The 19,350-nt window shown below is 40.0% G+C and carries 16 protein-coding genes; 13 read left to right on the top strand and 3 right to left on the bottom strand.

Annotation, left to right across the window (positions count from 1 at the left end; all coding sequences use genetic code 11):
- Positions 1-3: 3 nt before the first annotated feature.
- The 4 genes from A7P55_RS20995 (at position 4) to A7P55_RS20980 (ending at position 5,995) form a co-directional block, all read left to right on the top strand.
- Positions 4-1,635, top strand: a complete 1,632-nt coding sequence (locus A7P55_RS20995) for an inorganic phosphate transporter (RefSeq protein WP_216078129.1) — start codon at positions 4-6, stop codon at positions 1,633-1,635.
- 477 nt (positions 1,636-2,112) lie between these two features.
- Positions 2,113-3,288, top strand: coding sequence for a helix-turn-helix transcriptional regulator (locus tag A7P55_RS20990; RefSeq protein WP_171553650.1), 1,176 nt, complete (start codon positions 2,113-2,115; stop codon positions 3,286-3,288).
- 135 nt (positions 3,289-3,423) lie between these two features.
- Complete coding sequence (locus A7P55_RS20985) at positions 3,424-4,563, top strand: helix-turn-helix transcriptional regulator (RefSeq protein WP_171553649.1); 1,140 nt, start codon at positions 3,424-3,426, stop codon at positions 4,561-4,563.
- A 247-nt stretch (positions 4,564-4,810) separates the two neighbouring features.
- Positions 4,811-5,995: a hypothetical protein gene (locus tag A7P55_RS20980; protein WP_171553648.1), complete on the top strand. Its 1,185-nt coding sequence runs from the start codon at positions 4,811-4,813 to the stop codon at positions 5,993-5,995.
- A 284-nt stretch (positions 5,996-6,279) separates the two neighbouring features.
- On the opposite strand, the gene A7P55_RS20975 is transcribed toward A7P55_RS20980, so the two are convergent.
- Both A7P55_RS20975 and radA read right to left on the bottom strand, forming a co-directional pair.
- Positions 6,280-7,263: a Tim44-like domain-containing protein gene (locus tag A7P55_RS20975; RefSeq protein WP_171553647.1), complete on the bottom strand. Its 984-nt coding sequence runs from the start codon at positions 7,261-7,263 to the stop codon at positions 6,280-6,282.
- Between the two features lie 100 nt (positions 7,264-7,363).
- Positions 7,364-8,752 (bottom strand): DNA repair protein RadA, encoded by a 1,389-nt coding sequence (gene radA, locus A7P55_RS20970; protein ID WP_004805571.1) that lies wholly within the window; start codon positions 8,750-8,752, stop codon positions 7,364-7,366.
- A 359-nt stretch (positions 8,753-9,111) separates the two neighbouring features.
- Between radA and A7P55_RS20965 the strand changes: the two genes are divergently transcribed.
- From A7P55_RS20965 to A7P55_RS20935, 7 genes are all read left to right on the top strand, one after another.
- On the top strand, positions 9,112-10,620 hold the full coding sequence (locus tag A7P55_RS20965; RefSeq protein WP_171553646.1) for an alanine/glycine:cation symporter family protein: 1,509 nt from the start codon (positions 9,112-9,114) through the stop codon (positions 10,618-10,620).
- A 293-nt stretch (positions 10,621-10,913) separates the two neighbouring features.
- The gene (locus A7P55_RS20960) at positions 10,914-12,329 is read left to right on the top strand and encodes an amino acid permease (protein WP_171553645.1); all 1,416 of its coding nucleotides are present in this window, start codon (positions 10,914-10,916) and stop codon (positions 12,327-12,329) included.
- 141 nt (positions 12,330-12,470) lie between these two features.
- Positions 12,471-12,710: a lipoprotein gene (locus tag A7P55_RS20955; protein ID WP_171553644.1), complete on the top strand. Its 240-nt coding sequence runs from the start codon at positions 12,471-12,473 to the stop codon at positions 12,708-12,710.
- Between the two features lie 22 nt (positions 12,711-12,732).
- Positions 12,733-13,983 carry a diaminopimelate decarboxylase gene (gene lysA, locus A7P55_RS20950; protein ID WP_171553643.1) on the top strand — a complete coding sequence of 417 codons (1,251 nt, stop codon included), beginning with the start codon at positions 12,733-12,735 and terminating at the stop codon, positions 13,981-13,983.
- Between the two features lie 6 nt (positions 13,984-13,989).
- The gene (gene dapF, locus A7P55_RS20945; protein WP_171553642.1) at positions 13,990-14,844 is read left to right on the top strand and encodes a diaminopimelate epimerase; all 855 of its coding nucleotides are present in this window, start codon (positions 13,990-13,992) and stop codon (positions 14,842-14,844) included.
- Positions 14,845-14,920: 76 nt separating this feature from the next.
- On the top strand, positions 14,921-15,844 hold the full coding sequence (locus A7P55_RS20940) for an ADP-ribosylglycohydrolase family protein (protein ID WP_171553641.1): 924 nt from the start codon (positions 14,921-14,923) through the stop codon (positions 15,842-15,844).
- A gap of 4 nt (positions 15,845-15,848) precedes the next feature.
- Positions 15,849-16,457 (top strand): alpha/beta hydrolase, encoded by a 609-nt coding sequence (locus A7P55_RS20935; RefSeq protein ID WP_171553640.1) that lies wholly within the window; start codon positions 15,849-15,851, stop codon positions 16,455-16,457.
- Positions 16,458-16,494: 37 nt separating this feature from the next.
- Here the strand turns inward: A7P55_RS20935 and A7P55_RS20930 are convergent, their stop codons facing one another.
- Positions 16,495-17,109, bottom strand: coding sequence for a LysE family translocator (locus tag A7P55_RS20930; protein ID WP_171553639.1), 615 nt, complete (start codon positions 17,107-17,109; stop codon positions 16,495-16,497).
- Between the two features lie 162 nt (positions 17,110-17,271).
- Here A7P55_RS20930 and xerA point away from each other — a divergent pair, with 162 nt between their 5' ends.
- Both xerA and A7P55_RS20920 read left to right on the top strand, forming a co-directional pair.
- Positions 17,272-18,159 (top strand): site-specific tyrosine recombinase/integron integrase, encoded by an 888-nt coding sequence (gene xerA, locus A7P55_RS20925; protein WP_171553891.1) that lies wholly within the window; start codon positions 17,272-17,274, stop codon positions 18,157-18,159.
- 438 nt (positions 18,160-18,597) lie between these two features.
- Positions 18,598-19,347 carry an electron transfer flavoprotein subunit beta/FixA family protein gene (locus A7P55_RS20920; protein WP_004654672.1) on the top strand — a complete coding sequence of 250 codons (750 nt, stop codon included), beginning with the start codon at positions 18,598-18,600 and terminating at the stop codon, positions 19,345-19,347.
- The last annotated feature ends 3 nt before the right edge of the window (positions 19,348-19,350 follow it).

Here is a 19,350-nt window from a genome sequence, read left to right as displayed (position 1 = left end):
TACATGAATTCTAATCTTCCTCCTGTTTCGGATTCACCGCTTGCCAGCTCTCAGGCAAAATCGACGAATGTACATGTACCAACACCGAAATTCTTTATGCCGGTGTTTTTGACAATTATTGTTGCAACACTGATTTATATCGGTTTTCAGCTCAGTGCTGATTTGGCACATGTACCGCCTTTAAGTTTATATTCAGTTATTCTTTTATCGACGGCACTTTTCATTGCTTTAGGCTTTGAATTTGTAAATGGTTTTCACGATACGGCGAACGCTGTAGCGACGGTTATTTATACCAACGCACTACCTGCTCCAGCAGCAGTAATGTGGGCTGGCTTCTGTAACTTCCTTGGGGTTATGGTCGCGAGTGGTGCGGTTGCATACGGTATTATTGCATTACTCCCTGTAGAAATGATCATGAATGTCGGCAGCGGCGCTGGCTTTGCGATGGTTTTTGCATTATTAATCGCGGCGATTCTATGGAATTTAGGAACGTGGTTTTTGGGGATTCCTGCATCAAGTTCACATACCTTAATCGGATCGATTTTGGGTGTGGGCATCATGAACCATATCTTAAATGCTTCAGCTGGTGCGACCAGCAGTGGTATTGATATGGATCAGGTGATTAAAGTTGGTAAGGCATTATTATTCTCACCATTGATTGGTTTTGCATTTGCAGCAATTCTATTCTTGTTGGTGAAGAAAGTATTTAAACGCCAAATGGAGCTGTTTCAGCCACCAGAAGGTAACAAGCCACCACCACCAGTGATTCGCGCAATTCTAATTTTTACTTGTACAGGTGTGAGCTTTGCACACGGTTCAAACGATGGTCAAAAAGGCATGGGTTTAATCATGTTGATCTTGATCGGTTTAGTTCCATTGGCTTATTCATTGAACAAAAATTTAGACGCACAGCATTTACAGTCTTTTGAACAGCTTTCTGCAAAAACGGCGACGGTTTTAAACGTTAATCAAAACGAGCTGACAGATGAGAAAGCGCGTGAAGTATTAACCAAATATATTCAAACCAAAGAACAAACTGCTGAGGTTGTGCCTGCGTTGGCAAGTATGACAGAGCACTTGGGTACACGTGTTGCTGGCTATGGCGATCTTAAGGCGATTCCTGAAGCTGCTGTTAGTGAAATCCGCAATGACATGTATTTAAGCACCACAACGTTTAAGCGTTTAGATAAAGCTGAAGCTTTGCCAGAAATGGATAAAGACCAAGCCAAACTTGTGAAAGAATACCGTAGTAGTTTAGATTCATTCCTTCAGTACATTCCAAACTGGGTGAAAGTTGCAGTTGCACTTGCGCTTGGTCTAGGGACCATGGTGGGTTGGAAGCGTATTGTTGTGACTGTCGGTGAGCGTATTGGTAAGAACCATATGACTTATGGTCAGGGTATGTCTGCTGAGCTTGTGGCGATGAGTACCATTGCTGCGGCAGATGGCTTGGGTATGCCAGTATCAACCACACACGTGTTAAACAGTGCGGTTGCAGGTACGATGGTTGCCAATAAATCAGGTTTAAACTTCGCAACAGTTAGAACGATTCTTTCTGCGTGGATATTTACCTTGCCTGCAACGATTGCCTTATCTGGCGGCTTATACTGGTTGTTCTTGCAGTTCGTTTCATAATGTTGAATCCTTAAGTTTAAGATAGAATTTAAAGGCTTTGCTTCGGCAAAGCTTTTTTATGTCTATTATTTTCGTTTTCTCCAAGATTGTCTGATTTTAGCTATGAGTTGTCCTTTTAAAGTGGGTCAGCATACTCCTGTCAATTTATGATGCGCTGAATGGCGGCTGAATGGCGGCTGAATGGCGGCTGAATGCGGTGTTAGCTTGGGATAAATGATCGCAATAAAGTTGCTTTTATTCCCCAAAAGAGGAATAGTTTTTCTTTAAGCTTATCCGTTAGTATGAATAGACAGATCGTGCTAGGTTGTGTTTTTTATTCTAATAATAAGTAATGTTGGTTCTATTTACACTCCGCCATTCTCTGATATAGAGAGTGGCTTTTTTTAGCTTTGATTTTAATGTAAATGTTTTAAAGACTTGAAACAACAAAATAAATACAATACTTTTATGTGTAGGTGCAACTGAAACATAAATGAAATGGAATTACTTGAAAATTATTATAATGACTTATGTGAATTAATTTATCAGATTCCCTTAAATAAAGATGGGTGGTTTAATTTTTCCAAACAGCTCCTTAAGGTTTTGGATGTATCTTATGTGCATATTCAAGCCATCGACTTTTCTTATAACGTACTATCTTTTAGTAATGGGGTTGGTTTATTACCATTAGATAGCTATGCCGCGGCTGAATTGGCTTATCTACGTTATCCAGCTGAAGTAGATCCACGTTGGGAAAAATTTCTAGACCCTGTGCGACAGGGATGGTACCAATGTCATACTCATGTACCAGAAAAGTTTGTGGCAGAGTCTGATTTATATCAAAAAATATTACTTCCAATTGGCTTACGCTTTGTTGCTACGCATGAACTGATTTGGGATGAAAAACTGTGTGTGTTTTGGAGTATTAGTTCATCACAGCAACGGCAGCCACTCAATTCACAGGAGTTGGAGTTTCTAGATCGTTTGTTGCCACATTTAAAGCGTATCGTCATGGCACAGCGGCATTTATATGAATTTTCTTTAGATCATATCGTTGGCTATAATCTGATTGATAAGTTGAATCAACCTATTATGCTGTTAAATCTGTCAGGGCAAGTGGTACATCACAACCCAATGATGCAATGCCTTTTGGACGAAACTGAATCAATACAGATCATCAAGCAAAGACTGATTTTACCTGACTGTGAGCAAATAGAATTTTTAGAAAAACTCTATCAAATAGAAGAAGCATTCCGATATAAACAGGCACAATTGGAACAATACAAAGATGTAAAATTTTCAATAGCGGGAATAGGTCAGCGCTGGCTGTGTACAATCAATTTGCTGGCCTCGGAAAAAGAAATGTCCTTTTTTGGTATTCGTCCATTGGTGATGTTACATTTTGATGATTCTCAAGTTGTACTCAAAAATAGTCAGGAAGCTGGACAAAAATATTATTTAAACCATAAGCATCTAAAACAAAATTATAACTTGACTAAAAGAGAGTTGGAGCTTTGCGAGTTGTTTGTCAATGGCATGAATTTGGAGCAGCTAGCACAACATATGGGGCTGACCCGGAGTTCAATACGAACTTATCTTCGTAATATCTTCGCCAAAACACCTTGTAACTCTCAGGTCGAGTTAATGCAATTGCTGATGAGTCTTCGTCGTTAACTCTTGGTTCGAATAGAAATTAATTTTCAGCAAAAGCTTAATTTTTGCTGAAAACATCCTTAAATGAGGATATGTGCCTATTGTGTGACTCAGTTAGCATGAATCTGTGTACGATTTAACTCGGGGGATACACAGATGTTGGCTGAACAAGAAAATAAAGTTATTGGCATGATTTATGAAGCTGCTTTAAATCCAGTGCTATGGCAGGAGGTGCTGGCTGAAATTGTGGACTTTACAAGAAGTAGCACTGCAATTTTTACTGCAACAGATCAGTTAAGCCCAAATTATGATTTTCTCTTTACGCACAATATAGCGCCTGAAAGTATGCGTGCCTATCAGGATGAGCAGGTAAAAGTATTAGATATGCGTTTACATGCACCTTATTGGGCAGAAAAAGCATTGGGTGATACTGTGTTGAACACTTTTGCTCATTATGCTGCTATGCCCGAGGAAACTGATGAATTTCTTTTTTATCAGAAATGTGCCAAACCCACCAATGTCAGTCATGTGGCAGCAGTTATATTAGAGCGAAGCGCATATAGTTGGGCGGTATTTGCAGTACATCGTGCACCACAATTAAATGAATACACTGAACAAGAGGAAAAAATATTAAAGCGTTTAGGGGTTCATTTACGTCGTGCATTACAAATTTATCGTCAGATGATAATATTAAAAGAAGATAGAGATAATATTTACCAGGTGTTAAATAATTTTAAAATTGGGGTGGTTTTGATTAATCAGGATTATCATCTATGTTATTCAAATTCAATTGTAAAAGAAATATTTGAAAAAAAATCTATATTGGAACTTGATAGAAACAATAGTTTAAAGACCTTAAAAATCTTTCAGGAAAAACTAAATCAACTGATCCGTAGTGCCTTGTTTGAGGGTGATGATTTGAAAAATGAAGCGGGGGGCATCTTGGCACTTTATGATGATAATAATTCACTGATGCTCAGTATATTACCTTTTTCAGAAACAGAAGCGCAATATCATCAAAAACAAGCCATTATTTTTGTGACTCAAACTAATCAACCACAATATTTAGCTAAAGATTACCTTATCCAAAAATATAAACTGGCTAAACGTGAACTGGAAGTTTGTGATTTATTTGTCAATGGTCTCAGTCTGGAACAGATTGCTGAACACATGAATATTACCTATGGTTCTATTCGCGTTTATATTAAAAATATTTTTGCTAAAACAGGGTGTACTTCCCAAACTGAATTGATGCAGTTATTGATGGGAGTAACACTTGAGTTTGAGCATATTTAATACCTTTTTTATAGTTTTATGAAATAAGGAATACTTCATAGTTGTTTTACCAATATTATTTAAATCATTTATCTTTTAGTTAAATATGGTAGAGAGGGGCTTCTCTATTCCATATTATTCTATTTAACTGGTTAAGTTTTGTTAGTGTACTTTAATTTTTTATGGCTTGATATTCCCATTTGGGAGTGTCTGTGAATTATATGATTAGGTTAGCATATTTGTTAATATCTATTGGTGGGGAAAATTTATGAAACGTTCATTAATTTATACAGCAGTGTTTAGTGCCATGTTGATGGTGACAGGGTGTGGAGGTGGAGGTGGAGATGAAGGTGTTACAATCACGAATCAACCTGCTAATCAAGTTGATAAGGACAATAAAGGCGAAGATAATACTAAAAATATCGATAATGATGAAGCCGAGATTATCCTAACCACAGCTTTAGAAACGATAACAGCACCTTATCCTATATCTAAAGCCAAAAAACTTAGTATTGGTCAATCTGTGGAAATTTCTAATGAAGCTGATATCTATTATGCAGTTGAATTGACTGAATTAGGGCTTTATTCATTTGATATTGGTACACTAAATGAAAAAAATACAAATTATAATGGAGGGTGGGAAATATATGATGCGACAGGTACAGAAATTGATATGAATATGAGTTATAACTTGGGTTATTCTTTTAGTTGGAGATGGACGCCACCAGCAGCAGGTATTTATTATATCCGACCAAAACAAGGAACGGTACTGAAAATCAAGAAACATGGCACTGCAAGCGCTGATCCTTATACCATAGGTAAACAGTTTTGGGTTTTTGATAAATTAACTCTAACTGGTAATAGAGAGGAATATAAATTTTCTCAACAACTTACTAATTTGTATGCGAATGAAGTTTATCGTATTAAGTATAGGAATTCAGGGCCAGAGGGTGATATGTCACTCACAACAGTAAGTGGCAAAGAAATATATTCATCTAAGATTGGGAACAGTGAAACTCTAACGCTACAAGTAAGTGGTCTAGATTCGGATACTTATATTATTGGATTTAAAGGCACATCAAGAGTTACAGGAATAACTATTGATCGTTTACCAGATTCTGATGGAGATGGTGATCCTGATGAAACTGATCCATATCCAAATGATCCTGTAAGAAATAGTAATAGTGGCAATAATAATACTAGTGGTGGTAATGGTACTGATGATAAGAAGATAGAAAATTGTAAAAAACCATATACTGGTGATTCATCAGACCCTCAAGTTTATACTTTCGATTATATTGCTCAGGTTGCGCAGTGTTCGTATCGAGCAACAGGAAATACTAGCTATTTAACATATGGTGATACACAATGCCAGGTATTAGATGGATTATTGTCATCTATAAAAAATAAATTTAGACCTCAATATTGTTCTGGTTCAAAAATGATAAGGTAGTTTGTTGTTGCTATAATATCTTTATATCAAATATCCAGCCTGCCGAAGTGGCAGTATAAAAAATGGCACAAAATATGATAGTAAACAACATTACCAATGTAAAGATTGTAAGCATCAACTCATTGGTGACTACGTACTTGGCTATCGAGGTTACTACTTAGACATTACAAAAAATATTACATCTCATAGTTAGAGGTGGTGGAGTAAGAGATATATACGAACAGAAAATTAAATTATATAAAAATGGCTACCTTAAAGTAGCCATTTTATTTATTTAGTAGGTTTTAAGCTTGTTGGATACCTGCAACAACCCAATCTTGTTGTGAACCAGCAGGCTTCACAAAATGCCAGATTTCAGCAAATGGTTGAGGCAAGCTGTTCAAGTCTTCACTCACAGTACCGGTAAAGCGTACGCTAACAAGATATTGACCATTTTCAGTGGTGCTTTCAACAACCATTGCATTGAGGTTGCTAAATTCAGCAACGTCTTGGTCTTGGTTCGCCATAATGTCGCTGTACATTGAATTATAAAGTTCAGGTGTCAAATAACGACGAATTTCTTCAACATTGCTCGCACTGTTTACCGACTGAATGTGGTTAAAACGTTGACGCGCAATACGCAAGAATGCAGCAGGTTCAGTACCATCTGGTAATTGGTTACCACTACTCATTGATGCAGCACCAAATGGCGCCTGTGGAGCAGCAGCGCCACCAGCTACAGATTGACCAAAGATGTTGGTGTTATCATTTGCTTGACGTGCAGCAGGCTGCGGTCGGGTTTGACGGCCAAAGTTATTTTGACCGCCATTGTTTGGTGCATATGGATTATTGGCTGCTAATTTTTTTTTTGCGCCTAATTTGCGGAAAACAAAGAAGGCGATCGCTGCAGCAAGAAGTACCCAAAGCCAGCTAGGGATGCCACCTTTTTCTTCCTGTTGTTGCGCTTGTTGAGTTGCTTGTTGCTCAGTTGCCGTTGGGTTCTGTTGCTTATCATCTGCCAACGCATTCGCTGCAACTGCACCAACTGCAGCACCTGCGACACCCGCAGCAACCATCGTACCTACGCCTGGACCAGATTTCTGTGGTGCAGTTTGTTGTTGAGGTGCTGGAGTTGCTTGGCGTGATGGTTGGTAAGATTGGCTAGATGAACTAGATCTGCTCATGCCGTGGCTTTTACCGCCACCTGCACGTTTTGCTTCCGCAAGCGGTGCAGCAACCAAAGTTGCCATTAAAAGAGCTGCCATCAAGCCACGCTGGTGTACTTGCATCGAAAATTCCTATTTAAATCCAATTTGTAAATGTATTTATGCATGTATTTCGATGGAATTTCAATAACAAAAGTATGTTTTTTTATGTCAAGCCATTACATTAGCCCAACTCATCACTTAACTGCATAGCTTCGGTCAGTGCTTCATGTAAGCGTGCCACGGCAATGATTTGTACGCCATCAATTGACTTCTGTGGCGCGTTGCCTCGAGGTAAGATCACATACTTAAAGCCATGTTTTGCTGCTTCTTTTAGGCGTTCTTGACCATTTGGTACAGGACGAATTTCGCCAGAGAGTCCGACTTCACCAAAGACCGCCAATTGCTGCGGTAAGGCTTTGCCTCTTAAACTGGAAGCACATGCCAGTAGTACCGCGAGGTCAGAACCGGTTTCGGTAATTTTCAAACCACCCACCACATTGACATAGACATCTTGTCCTGAGGTCTGTACGCCACCATGTCTGTGCATCACTGCCAGTAGCATATTTAAACGGTTTTGTTCCAAGCCAAGTGCTACACGACGGGGTTGTCCATGAGCATCATCAACCAGTGCCTGTACTTCAACGAGTAGTGGACGTGTCCCTTCACGGCTAATCATTACGATAGAACCTGGAATGGCTTCATCATAGCGACTTAGGAAAATCGCCGATGGATTGGCAACTTCACGTAGACCTTTATCGGTCATCGCAAATACACCGAGTTCATTGACTGCACCAAAACGGTTCTTTACAGCACGTATCATGCGATAACGAGAGTCAGATTGCCCTTCAAAATAAAGTACACAATCGACCATATGTTCTAAAACACGTGGACCTGCTAATGCACCTTCTTTGGTGACATGACCCACAAGGAATAAAGCAGTGCCGCTATTCTTTGCAAACCGAGTTAGCAGGGCAGCAGATTCACGGATTTGTGAGACACCACCAGGTGCTGATTGCAGTGTTTCGGTATATAAGGTTTGAATTGAGTCCAAAATTGCAACAGCGGGACGTTCTTGTGCCAGCACTTCACAAATGCGCTCGACACAGGTTTCCGCCATCACCTTAAGTGAGTCTGTGGGTAGATCTAAACGTTGAGCTCGTAAGGCAACCTGTGAAAGTGATTCTTCACCCGTCACATAAAGCGCCGAGCTTTTTTTACTGGCCATATGGGTTGCGGTTTGCAACAGGATGGTTGATTTACCAATCCCAGGATCACCACCGATCAATACAACTGAACCAATGACTAGGCCACCACCAAGCACACGATCGAATTCGCTAATTCCTGTCGGAACGCGGGTTTCATTGGAGACGGTGACTTGATTGAGCGTGGTAATACTGGCTGCTTGCCCCGCATAGCCGCCTATTTTAGGTTGACCACGATGGGTAACCACTGGTTCGACACGGACTTCCAGTAAACTATTCCATTCGCCGCATTCAGAACATTGCCCAGCCCATTTGGGATGATCTGCACCACATTGTTCACATCTGTAAACGGATTTAATTTTTGCCATAAGATAAAATTGAAAACTTTCTTAAAATTAGATAAAAAAGAGTCAGGACGAAAATTTCTAACAACGCTGATCGTTCTTTATAAGGATAAAACAAGAAGACAGTACGGTTTCGTCGCAGATTGGTTAAAGGGAAGTGCTCAGAAAAATAACATGATATACAACTTTTACAAGTTATAGACAGTGTGTTTTTAGCAATCGCTTTTTTTGTTCAATTCACTTTTTCCATGGATGGTGTTGGTGTGTTCGCTTATTTGTTGTCATGAGGTTTTGATCGAATGGCATAGATATTGCTCATGCTCAGACGAATGGAAATTTAGCAGTGGCTATTTTTTCAAAATATATAATAAAGGTTGATGTCTATGAGTGCAGCAGAAATTGTAAATTGGGTAAATGGAATTATCTGGAGTCCAGCGCTGATCTATTTATGCCTAGGCGCTGGTTTATTTTTTTCTATTTTAACTCGGTTTGTGCAGGTTCGCCAAATTAAGGAAATGGCAAAGCTGTTAATTAATGGTTCATCCTCCGCGCAAGGGATTTCCTCATTCCAAGCGCTGTCAGTGTCCTTATCTGGACGTGTCGGGGTCGGTAATATTGCGGGAGTGGCGGCGGCAATTGGGTTTGGTGGTCCAGGCGCTGTATTTTGGATGTGGTTGGTTGCATTTTTGGGTGCAAGTACCGCGTATGTCGAATCCACTCTCGGCCAAATTTATAAGGTCGAATACCTAGGTGAATATCGTGGTGGGCCTGCATTTTATTTTGATCGTGGTTTAGGCCAGCGCTGGTTAGGGATTCTCTTTGCAATTGCTGCAATTGTCTCCTGTGGTTTATTCCTGCCTGGCATTCAAGCGAATGCGGTGGGTAATGCGTTTACCCAAATTACAGGTCAGGGCGCCATCGTATTTGGTAATGTCGGGACTTATAAATTATTAGCCTTAATCGTGATCGTCTCTTTATTGGCAATTATTATTTTTGGTGGAATCAAACGTATTGCTCGCTTCGCAGAGCTGGTTGTTCCATTTATGGCCTTGGGTTATATCTTGATGGCTGTCATTATTGTTGGGATGAATATCCAAGAATTGCCTGGCGTGATCAAACTCATCTTTGAAGATGCATTTTCGCCAATGGCAGGGATTGGTGCCGCCATTGGTTGGGGGGTAAAACGTGGTGTTTACTCCAATGAGGCAGGACAAGGGACTGGACCGCACGCTGCTGCAGCCGCAGAAGTTCAGCATCCAGCACAACAAGGTTTTGTGCAAGCCTTCTCCATTTATGTCGATACGCTATTTGTATGTTCAGCAACAGCCTTTATGATTTTGATTACAGGCATGTATAACGTACAGGGTACCTTAGAAGCTGGGCAGTTTATCGTGCAAAATGTAGCAGCTACCACTGAAATTGGTTCACCTGCATTTACACAAATGGCAGTGAGCACCGTATTTGGTGGTTTTGGTCAAATCTTTGTTGCCTTGGCGGTATTCTTCTTCGCCTTTACCACGATTGTGGCGTATTACTATATTGCTGAAACAAATATCACTTATCTGAGCTATATCACTAAAACGCCATCTCTTTTATTTATCACCAAATGCTTCATTATGATTTCTGTGGCGTATGGCGTACTCAGCGCAACAGGTTATATTTGGGGGATCGGTGATATTGGGGTCGGTCTGATGGCATGGATTAATATCATCGGTATTATCGTGACCTATTTTGTATGGAAACCGACCATTAAGGCTTTACGTGACTATGAAGAACAACAAAAAGCAGGAGTTAAGGAGTTTACATTTGATCCAATTAAATTGGGTATCCGCAATGCAACTTTTTGGGAGGAGCGTCTTAAAAATAAACAGAAGCAAACTTCTAATGATTGAATTATAAATCAATATTTTCTCGAGTAGAAAAAGAGTGGCTTAAATCGCCACTCTTTAATTTTGAAGTACCTTTTTATGACTGATGAGTTGCCCTCATAAGTTCATTGTATTGTTTTGGCCTTGTGCGTATGATCGAATTCGATTGTATTTCACTTGAAAAAAATACAGGTAAAACACTTCTTAGCTAAAGCAAGCCAACTCATGAATAACGAGAAAAGATACTGAAAATGGTACGAATCGTTGTTAGGCGTTGTTTCAGCTAATGAACTAAAACACTGGAGAGTTTTTGTAAAATGTCGAATCAAAATCTGAGTGAGGCTGCTGAACAAAGCGGACTTCACCGTAGTCTATCTAATCGACATCTGCAGTTGATTGCGATTGGCGGTGCCATTGGAACAGGGTTGTTCATGGGATCTGGTAAAACCATTAGTTTAGCTGGACCATCAATTCTATTTATTTACATGACCATTGGTTTGATGGTGTTCTTCGTAATGCGTGCATTAGGGGAGCTGTTACTATCCAACCTTAACTACAAATCTTTTATCGATTTATCGACGGATTTAATTGGTCCGTGGGCAGGTTATTTTGTTGGTTGGACCTACTGGCTCTGTTGGGTCACGATTGGTATCGCAGATTTATCAGCCATTATTTACTATCTAGAATTCTTTAATGGCGGTGAGTCATTTACACCATTGGGTGGTTTGCTGATTAGTACTGTCGCTATTGCTTTTGTGCTTGGCTTGAACTTAGTCACCGTAAAATTATTCGGTGAAATGGAGTTCTGGTTTGCGATGGTGAAGATCACAGCGATTATTGTCCTGATTGCTGTTGGTCTATGGATGATCTTTACTGGGTTTACTAGCACTACGGGTACGGTTGCAAGTGTATCTAACCTTTGGACACATGGCGGCATGTTCCCTAAAGGTTTAGATGGTTTCTTGGCGGGTTTCCAAATTGCAATTTTTGCCTTTGTTGGGGTGGAATTGGTTGGGACCACGGCTGCTGAAACACAAGATCCGAAGCGTAACTTACCGAAAGCGATTAACTCGATTCCAATTCGTATCATCATTTTCTATGTGTTGGCATTGTTCGTGGTGATGTGTGTGACCCCTTGGGATCAGATCAATCCTAAAGTCAGTCCATTCGTCAATATCTTCTCACAAGCAGGTATTGCTTCTGCCGCGATTATCATGAACTTGGTGGTGTTATCGTCAGTCATGTCATCAATGAACAGTGGTGTATTCTCGACCAGCCGTATGTTGTTTGGTTTATCAGGGGATCAACAAGCACCAAAACTATTTGCGAAGCTTTCTAAATCTGCGGTTCCTGCAAAAGCATTGATTTTCTCATCAATCTGTATCTTTATTGGTGCATTTGTTCAGTTTGTTTATAAATTACAAACGGGCACCAATGATGAAGTGACGGCGTTTACCTTAGCAACAACGCTCTCTACGATTCTGTTCATCTGTGTATGGATGATCATTATGTGGAGTTATATCAATTACCGCAAAAATCGTCCTGAATTACATGCGCAATCAACATTTAAATTACCTGGCGGCGTGTTTACTTGTTGGGTGGTGATTATTTTCTTCCTTGCAACGATCTACTTCCTTGCCTTGGATGAAACGACGTTGGAATCACTTAAAGTTAGCCCGATCTGGTTCGTTATTTTGGCGATTGGTTATTTCTTCTATAAGAAGAAAAAGTAATTATTTGGCCGATTTAATCCAAAACGCCGACTTCAAAGTCGGCGTTTTTTTATGGTTATTGTTTGAATCGTTCAAGTTTAGACTTTAGCCGATCTAATGATCACGCTATACTGCTCCGAATTGTAAAAGTTAGGTGCACAGATGCTTAAAGTCATTTGTTCTATCAGTGTGTTGCTGAGCAGCGTTATTTTAACTGCATGTGGTCAGTCAGGTGCATTGCAATTACCGTCTGATCAAAATCAGGATAAGCGCGCTAAATATCTGCTTTATAAAAATGAAGCACCTCAGGCTAAGGCTTCATCTGACGCAAAAGCAGATCAAGCAGAGGTAGAACGCCAAGTAATATCGTCAACGACTCAATCACAGACCATCTCACCTTAAGTTTGTAAATAAGGACATCTTCATGAGTTTCACTCGCATTAATGGAGTATTGCACGCTGAGCAATGTTCACTGGATCAGCTCGCACAGCAATATGGCACGCCTTTATATGTGTATTCAAAAGCAACTTTTGAAAAGCATTATTTGGATATGCACCGTGCTTTTGATTTTATTGATCATCAAATCTGTTTTGCAGTGAAGTCAAACTCAAATATCGCTGTTCTGCGTGTATTGGCAAAAGTCGGTTCGGGTTTTGATATTGTGACCGGTGGAGAATTAGCACGTGTTCTGGCGGCAGGTGGTGAGCCTTCGAAAATCGTGTTTTCTGGTTTAGGTAAATCTGAAGCAGATATCGAAAAAGCCTTAAATGTTGGGATTGCTTGTTTTAATGTAGAATCACATGCCGAGCTAGATCGCATTCAAAAAGTAGCAGCGAAATTAGGCAAAAAAGCACCGATTTCTTTACGTGTGAATCCAGATGTAGATGCCAAAACACATCCTTATATCTCAACAGGGTTGAAAGAAAACAAGTTTGGTATTCCAAGTGATGCGGTGAATGAAACCTATCAATATGCAGCGTCGTTACCAAATCTTGAAATCATCGGGATTGATTGTCATATCGGTTCACAGTTGACCGAGACCAAGCCTTTTGTGGATGCACTTGATCGTGTCATTTTGATGATTGAGCAATTGAAAAGCTTGGGGATCAACCTCAAACATATTGATATCGGTGGTGGTTTGGGGGTTCGTTATAAAGATGAAACCCCGCCAAGTGTTGCAGAATATGCTAATTCGATGCGTCCAGCTTTAGAAAAGTTGGGTCTCAAAGTCTATATGGAACCTGGGCGTAGTATTTCTGCCAATGCAGGCGCATTATTAACAAAAGTTGATTTATTGAAACCAACAAACCATCGTAACTTTGCCATTATTGATGCGGCGATGAATGATTTAATTCGTCCTGCTTTATATGAAGCATGGATGGATATTCAGTCGGTCAATCCAAATCCTGATGTTGCAGTTAAAACTTGGGATTTGGTGGGTGCCATCTGTGAAACAGGCGATTTCTTGGGGAAAGAGCGTGATTTAGCACTTCAGGAAAATGATGTGTTGGCGGTATTGGGTGCGGGTGCATACGGTTTTGTGATGAGCTCTAACTATAATACCCGTGGTCGTGCCGCTGAAGTTATGGTCAGTGGTGATCAAGCCTATTTAATTCGTGAACGTGAAACCATAGAATCACTCTGGGAAAAAGAGCGTTTGTTGCCTGAGGAGTAAATTAAGATGTATTTAGAATTTACCAAAATGCATGGTCTTGGCAATGATTTTATGGTCGTTGACCTTGTGACCCAGCGAACTTATTTAGATACAGTCACAATTCAGCGTTTAGCTGATCGTCATTTCGGTGTGGGTTTTGATCAACTACTGATTGTTGAACCGCCTGATTTGCCAGATGTCGATTTTAAATATCGAATCTTTAATGCCGATGGTTCTGAAGTCGAGCAGTGCGGTAATGGTGTGCGTTGTTTTGCGCGCTTTGTACATGAGCGTCAACTCACGACCAAAACTAAAATCCGCGTGCAAACCAAAGCAGGGATAGTTGAACCTGAATTGGGTGCCAATGGTTGGGTTCGCGTCAACATGGGACCACCAAAATTTCTTCCAGAAGAAATTCCATTTGTGACCCAAGAACATGAAGATATTGAAGGTTTATACGCATTAGAACTTGCTGATAATCAGAGCATTAATATTGATGTGGTGAACATGGGTAATCCGCATGCGGTCACCATTGTTCCTGATGTATTGACTGCGGATGTTGAGCGAATTGGTCCACAAGTGGAATCACATGCACGTTTTCCTGCACGTGTGAATGCTGGATTTATGCAAATTCTGGATGAAAAGCATATCCGTCTACGTGTGTTTGAACGTGGTGTAGGTGAGACTTTGGCTTGTGGTACAGGGGCTTGTGCCGCAGCGGTCAGTGGTATGCGCCGTGGTTTGCTAGCAAATGAAGTTGAAGTTCAGCTTGCAGGTGGTAAGTTACATATCGCTTGGCGTGAAGGTGATGTGGTGTGGATGACTGGTCCAACCACGCATGTTTATGATGCCCGTTTGGATTTACGATATTTTCAAGGCTAAATTAGGCTGATTCTAGGTAAAAAGTCTGAAATTAGACTTTTTACCTTTTATTTTTACAATAATAAAATGAGAGAAAATGAAAAATAAGATTCGTGGTGCTATTTATGGTTTATTAATCGGAGATGCGGTTGGTGTGCCTTATGAATTTAACTTACCTGAACAACTCCCTCATATTGTTGATATCGATATGATTCCGCCTAAAAATTTTAGTCGAACCTATCCTGATATTCCAATTGGCACATGGTCAGATGATGGAGCACAAGCTTTGTGTTTATTGGCATCTTTACTTCATTGTCAAAAGTTAGATTCAGTTGATTTAATGAATCGCATTGCGAATTGGTATCAGTTTGGATATATGGCTCCTGATTATCATGTATTTGATGTGGGTGTGCAGACAGCAACAGCCATTCGGCAATATTTACAAGGCACGCCAATTATGCAAGTCGCGATTGATGATGAACATGCTAACGGCAATGGGGCATTGATGAGAGTTCTACCATTAGCGTTGTGGCATCAAGGGACAGACGAGGCATTAATTTTAGCTGCCTATTTACAATCTCATATTACGCATGCGCATCTACGCTCAAAAGTATGTTGTGCTTTATATTGTTTATGGGCGAGATATATTTTAAAAGGAATGACGGTTAATGCAGCGTGGTCACATGCTGTGACTATCTTAAGAGGATATTATGGAAATCGACCAGATGAATTGGAGCAATTAGAATTTTTCATCCGCCCTGATGATTTGGAGGGAGGAACGGGAAGCGGTTATGTTGTGGATTGCCTCAAATCAGCTTATTTAGCCTTACAAGAGTCCAGCTACCAAGCCGTGATAAAAAAAGCAATTTCTTTGGGGCGTGATACGGATACAACAGCATGTGTGGCTGGTGGATTGGCAGGACTTGCTTTTGGGTATGAGGATATTCCTGCTGTATGGTTACAACAGTTAAGAGCCAAGGAAATGGTTGAGCCTTTGCTTGCACAATTGATAGAAGACTGATGAGATGAACATCGTCTTTCTTGCTGGTGCATCAGGCAATACACAATTTTGGAATTCGCTGATTGCACAGCTTCCTCATAATTATACGAAACAGGTGATTGCTTACCCTGGGTTTCATGGGGTGGCAACAGACCCTGATATTCACAGTTTTAATGATCTGAGCAATTATGTGCTTGCACAAATTCAACAACCTTCTATTCTGATTGCACAATCAATGGGTGGAATTTTTGCGATTGCAGCAGCATTACAAAAATCAGATCTGGTTAAAGGTTTGGTATTGATTGCAACTTCTGGTGGAATTAATTTAGACCGATTTCAAGTTCAAGACTGGCGTCAGTTTTATCAGCAAGCATATATTGAATATCCTGACTGGTTCGTGACAACGAAAGTCGACTATGAGCAAAATTTACCAGATGTAGAGATAGAAACCTTACTAATCTGGGGTAATCAAGATCCGATTAGTCCGATTGAGGTTGGACAATATTTAAATCAGATCTTGCAAAAATCTGAACTCTATATTGTTGAAGGTGGTAATCATCAGTTGGCAGAGCAATGCGCTGATGAAGTCGGCATACAGATAAACGATTATTTAAAAAAATTAGAGCGTAATTGAAATTGGGCGTGCTGATCACAGCACGCTTTTATATTGTTTATCGTTTACTCAATGCAAGTTTGAGTGCAAATAAAATGAAAATACTGCCTGTGATGCGATCCATATAGCGAATAAATTTAGGTTGTTTTAAATAAGCAGAAATGGACTGCATCGCAGCGATCAGAAAAATTGACCAGATCAAGCCGATTACGACATGAATCATCACCAGTCCCATGGTCCAAATAATTGGAGATGAAGACTGTGGAATAAACTGAGGTAGGAAAGAAATATAGAAAATACCGACTTTGGGATTGAGTAAATTGCCCCAAAAACCTTTAATAAACCAGTTTTGTGTTGTCATTGTTGAATCATTTAGATTCGCAAGTTGGCTGCGGGGTTTTAAAAGGAGATTAAGTCCTAACCATGTCAAGTAAATTGCACCCATCCATTTCAAGGCATTGAAGGCCAGATCCGAAGTCATCAGTAATGCACCTAAACCACAAGCCACAATTATTCCCCATACAATACAGCCGAGATTAATCCCTAAAGCCGCTTGGAATGCTTTGGCTTTACCTTCTAATGTAGCGGTTCTAATAATCAGCGTAGTATCTAAACCAGGTGTAAGCGTGAGCAGGGTAATTGCAATGAGATAAGGAATAAGCATGGCTGTCATCGGTCAAGCACCATATAAAACTTGAAAATGATTGTAGTACAGAGCAATAGATTCTTCGATATTTGTTTAATGATAAATAGAAGTAAAATTTGTTAGACTGTCTTTGTTGGTATCGGCATAACACTGGAGAGCAACTTGGAAAGCCCTGAAAAACTGCTGTCCATGTGGTTAAAAGAACGGATCATTCAAAATCAGTCTGAACATACCATTGCAGCCTATCAGCGTGATTTAACCGAATTCTTTAAGTTTTGTGTATACAAGCAACTGCAACTGCAAGATGTTGAAGCCTCTGATTTGCGGGAATATCTGGCTGCAAGGGTTGAGCGAGATCAACTGAGTAGCAGTAGCTTACAGCGTCATTTAACGTCAATTCGCCAATTTATGAAGTGGGCGGAACAAGGTCAATATCTGGAGCAGAATCCATCCGAAGATTTTAAATTAAAGCGTCAACCACGACCTTTACCGGGGATGATTGATATTGAAACGGTCCACCAAATTTTAGATCAAGCAGCGCCAGAAAAGCCGATCGAACAACAATTATGGTTACGTGATAAAGCCATGCTCGAATTGCTCTATTCTAGTGGTTTACGTTTGGCTGAATTACAAGCACTGACTGTTAAAGATGTCGACTTTAACCGACAGCTTTTACGGATTACAGGTAAGGGTAATAAAACGCGTATTGTTCCTTTTGGCTTGAAGGCCAAAGACAGTTTAGTTGAATGGTTGAAAATCTATCGAATTTGGCTAGGTGGTTTTAATGCCGACTCAGCTGTTTTTATTTCGCAGCGTGGTAATGCTTTGACACCGCGTCAAATTGAAAATCGAGTCAAACTGCAAGCTCAGCGTGCAGGTGTAAATGTCGATTTGCATCCACATTTATTAAGACATTGTTTTGCCAGCCATATGCTATCCGCCAGTGGTGATTTACGTTCTGTACAAGAAATGCTTGGACACAGTAATTTGTCGACTACCCAGATTTATACCCATGTTGACTTTGAACAACTGGCAAAAGTGTATGATCAGACCCATCCACGTGCGCAAAAAAGCTAAATCTTGATATATTATGTTGCAAAATTGAGCGTTTAATAGTCGACTACTTTTCCCGTTTATTTCTGGTATTCGTTTAATTGCTGTTCTTACTTAATTGCCACGTTTTTGTAAAATCCAAAACACTTGTAATTTTGCTAGAAACGATCCGTTACAGATCATCCTTATTTAAATCAAAATGCCTGTTTTAGATCGTTGAATTTTATAAAATATTAAAAAAATCAAAGTTTAATATTCATCACATTTATAAACTAAATTTGTAGCACCAATAATTATTTTCAATATGTGAACTGAGCGTTTCATCTTTTTTATTGCCATAGCGGAAATTGTGACTTGACCGAAATGCCAAATACATTGCAAGATAGGGCACCTAAAAAGTTTCAATCGAAGAGTTAGAATGCTCTTCATTACATTTACTTGCTTAGAACAGCCGAGGATTACATGAAGGCTCTTGTCGCTGTAAAACGTGTGGTTGATGCCAACGTAAAAGTTCGTGTTAAGCCGGACAATAGTGGGGTTGACCTTACCAACGTTAAGATGTCAATCAACCCATTCTGTGAAATCGCAGTGGAAGAAGCGGTTCGCTTAAAAGAAAAAGGAACAGTTTCTGAAATCGTTGTTGTTTCAGTGGGTTCTAAAGACGCTCAAGAACAAATTCGTTCTGCAATGGCTTTAGGTGCTGACCGCGGTATTTTAGTTGAAACTGCTGATGAAGTTGGCGCTTTAGAAGTTGCTAAAATCTTGAAAGGCGTTGTTGATGCTGAAAAACCAGAACTTATTCTTCTTGGTAAACAAGCAATTGATGATGACTCTAACCAAGTAGGTCAAATGCTTGGTGCTTTACTTGGTGCTGGTCAAGGTACTTTCGCATCTGAAGTTAAAGTTGATGGCGGTAAAGTTCAAGTAACTCGTGAAGTTGACGGCGGTCTACAAACTGTTGAGCTTGCACTTCCTGCAATCATCACCACTGACTTACGTTTGAATGAGCCACGTTATGCTGCTCTTCCAAACATCATGAAAGCGCGTAAAAAACCGCTTGATACTAAGTCACCTGCTGATTATGGCGTTGCAACAGGCACTAAGCTTAAAACAATTAAAGTTGAAGCTCCTGCTGAACGTAAAGCTGGCGTGCAAGTGAAGTCTGTAGACGAGCTTGTTGAAAAATTGAAAAACGAAGCGAAAGTGATCTAATAC

Origin of the sequence: Acinetobacter sp. Ac_5812 (genome assembly GCF_013072695.1) — a bacterium.
Taxonomy (GTDB): domain Bacteria; phylum Pseudomonadota; class Gammaproteobacteria; order Pseudomonadales; family Moraxellaceae; genus Acinetobacter.
The sequence above is the reverse complement of the archived record's forward strand: the minus strand, read 5'-3'. Positions and strand labels throughout refer to the sequence as shown.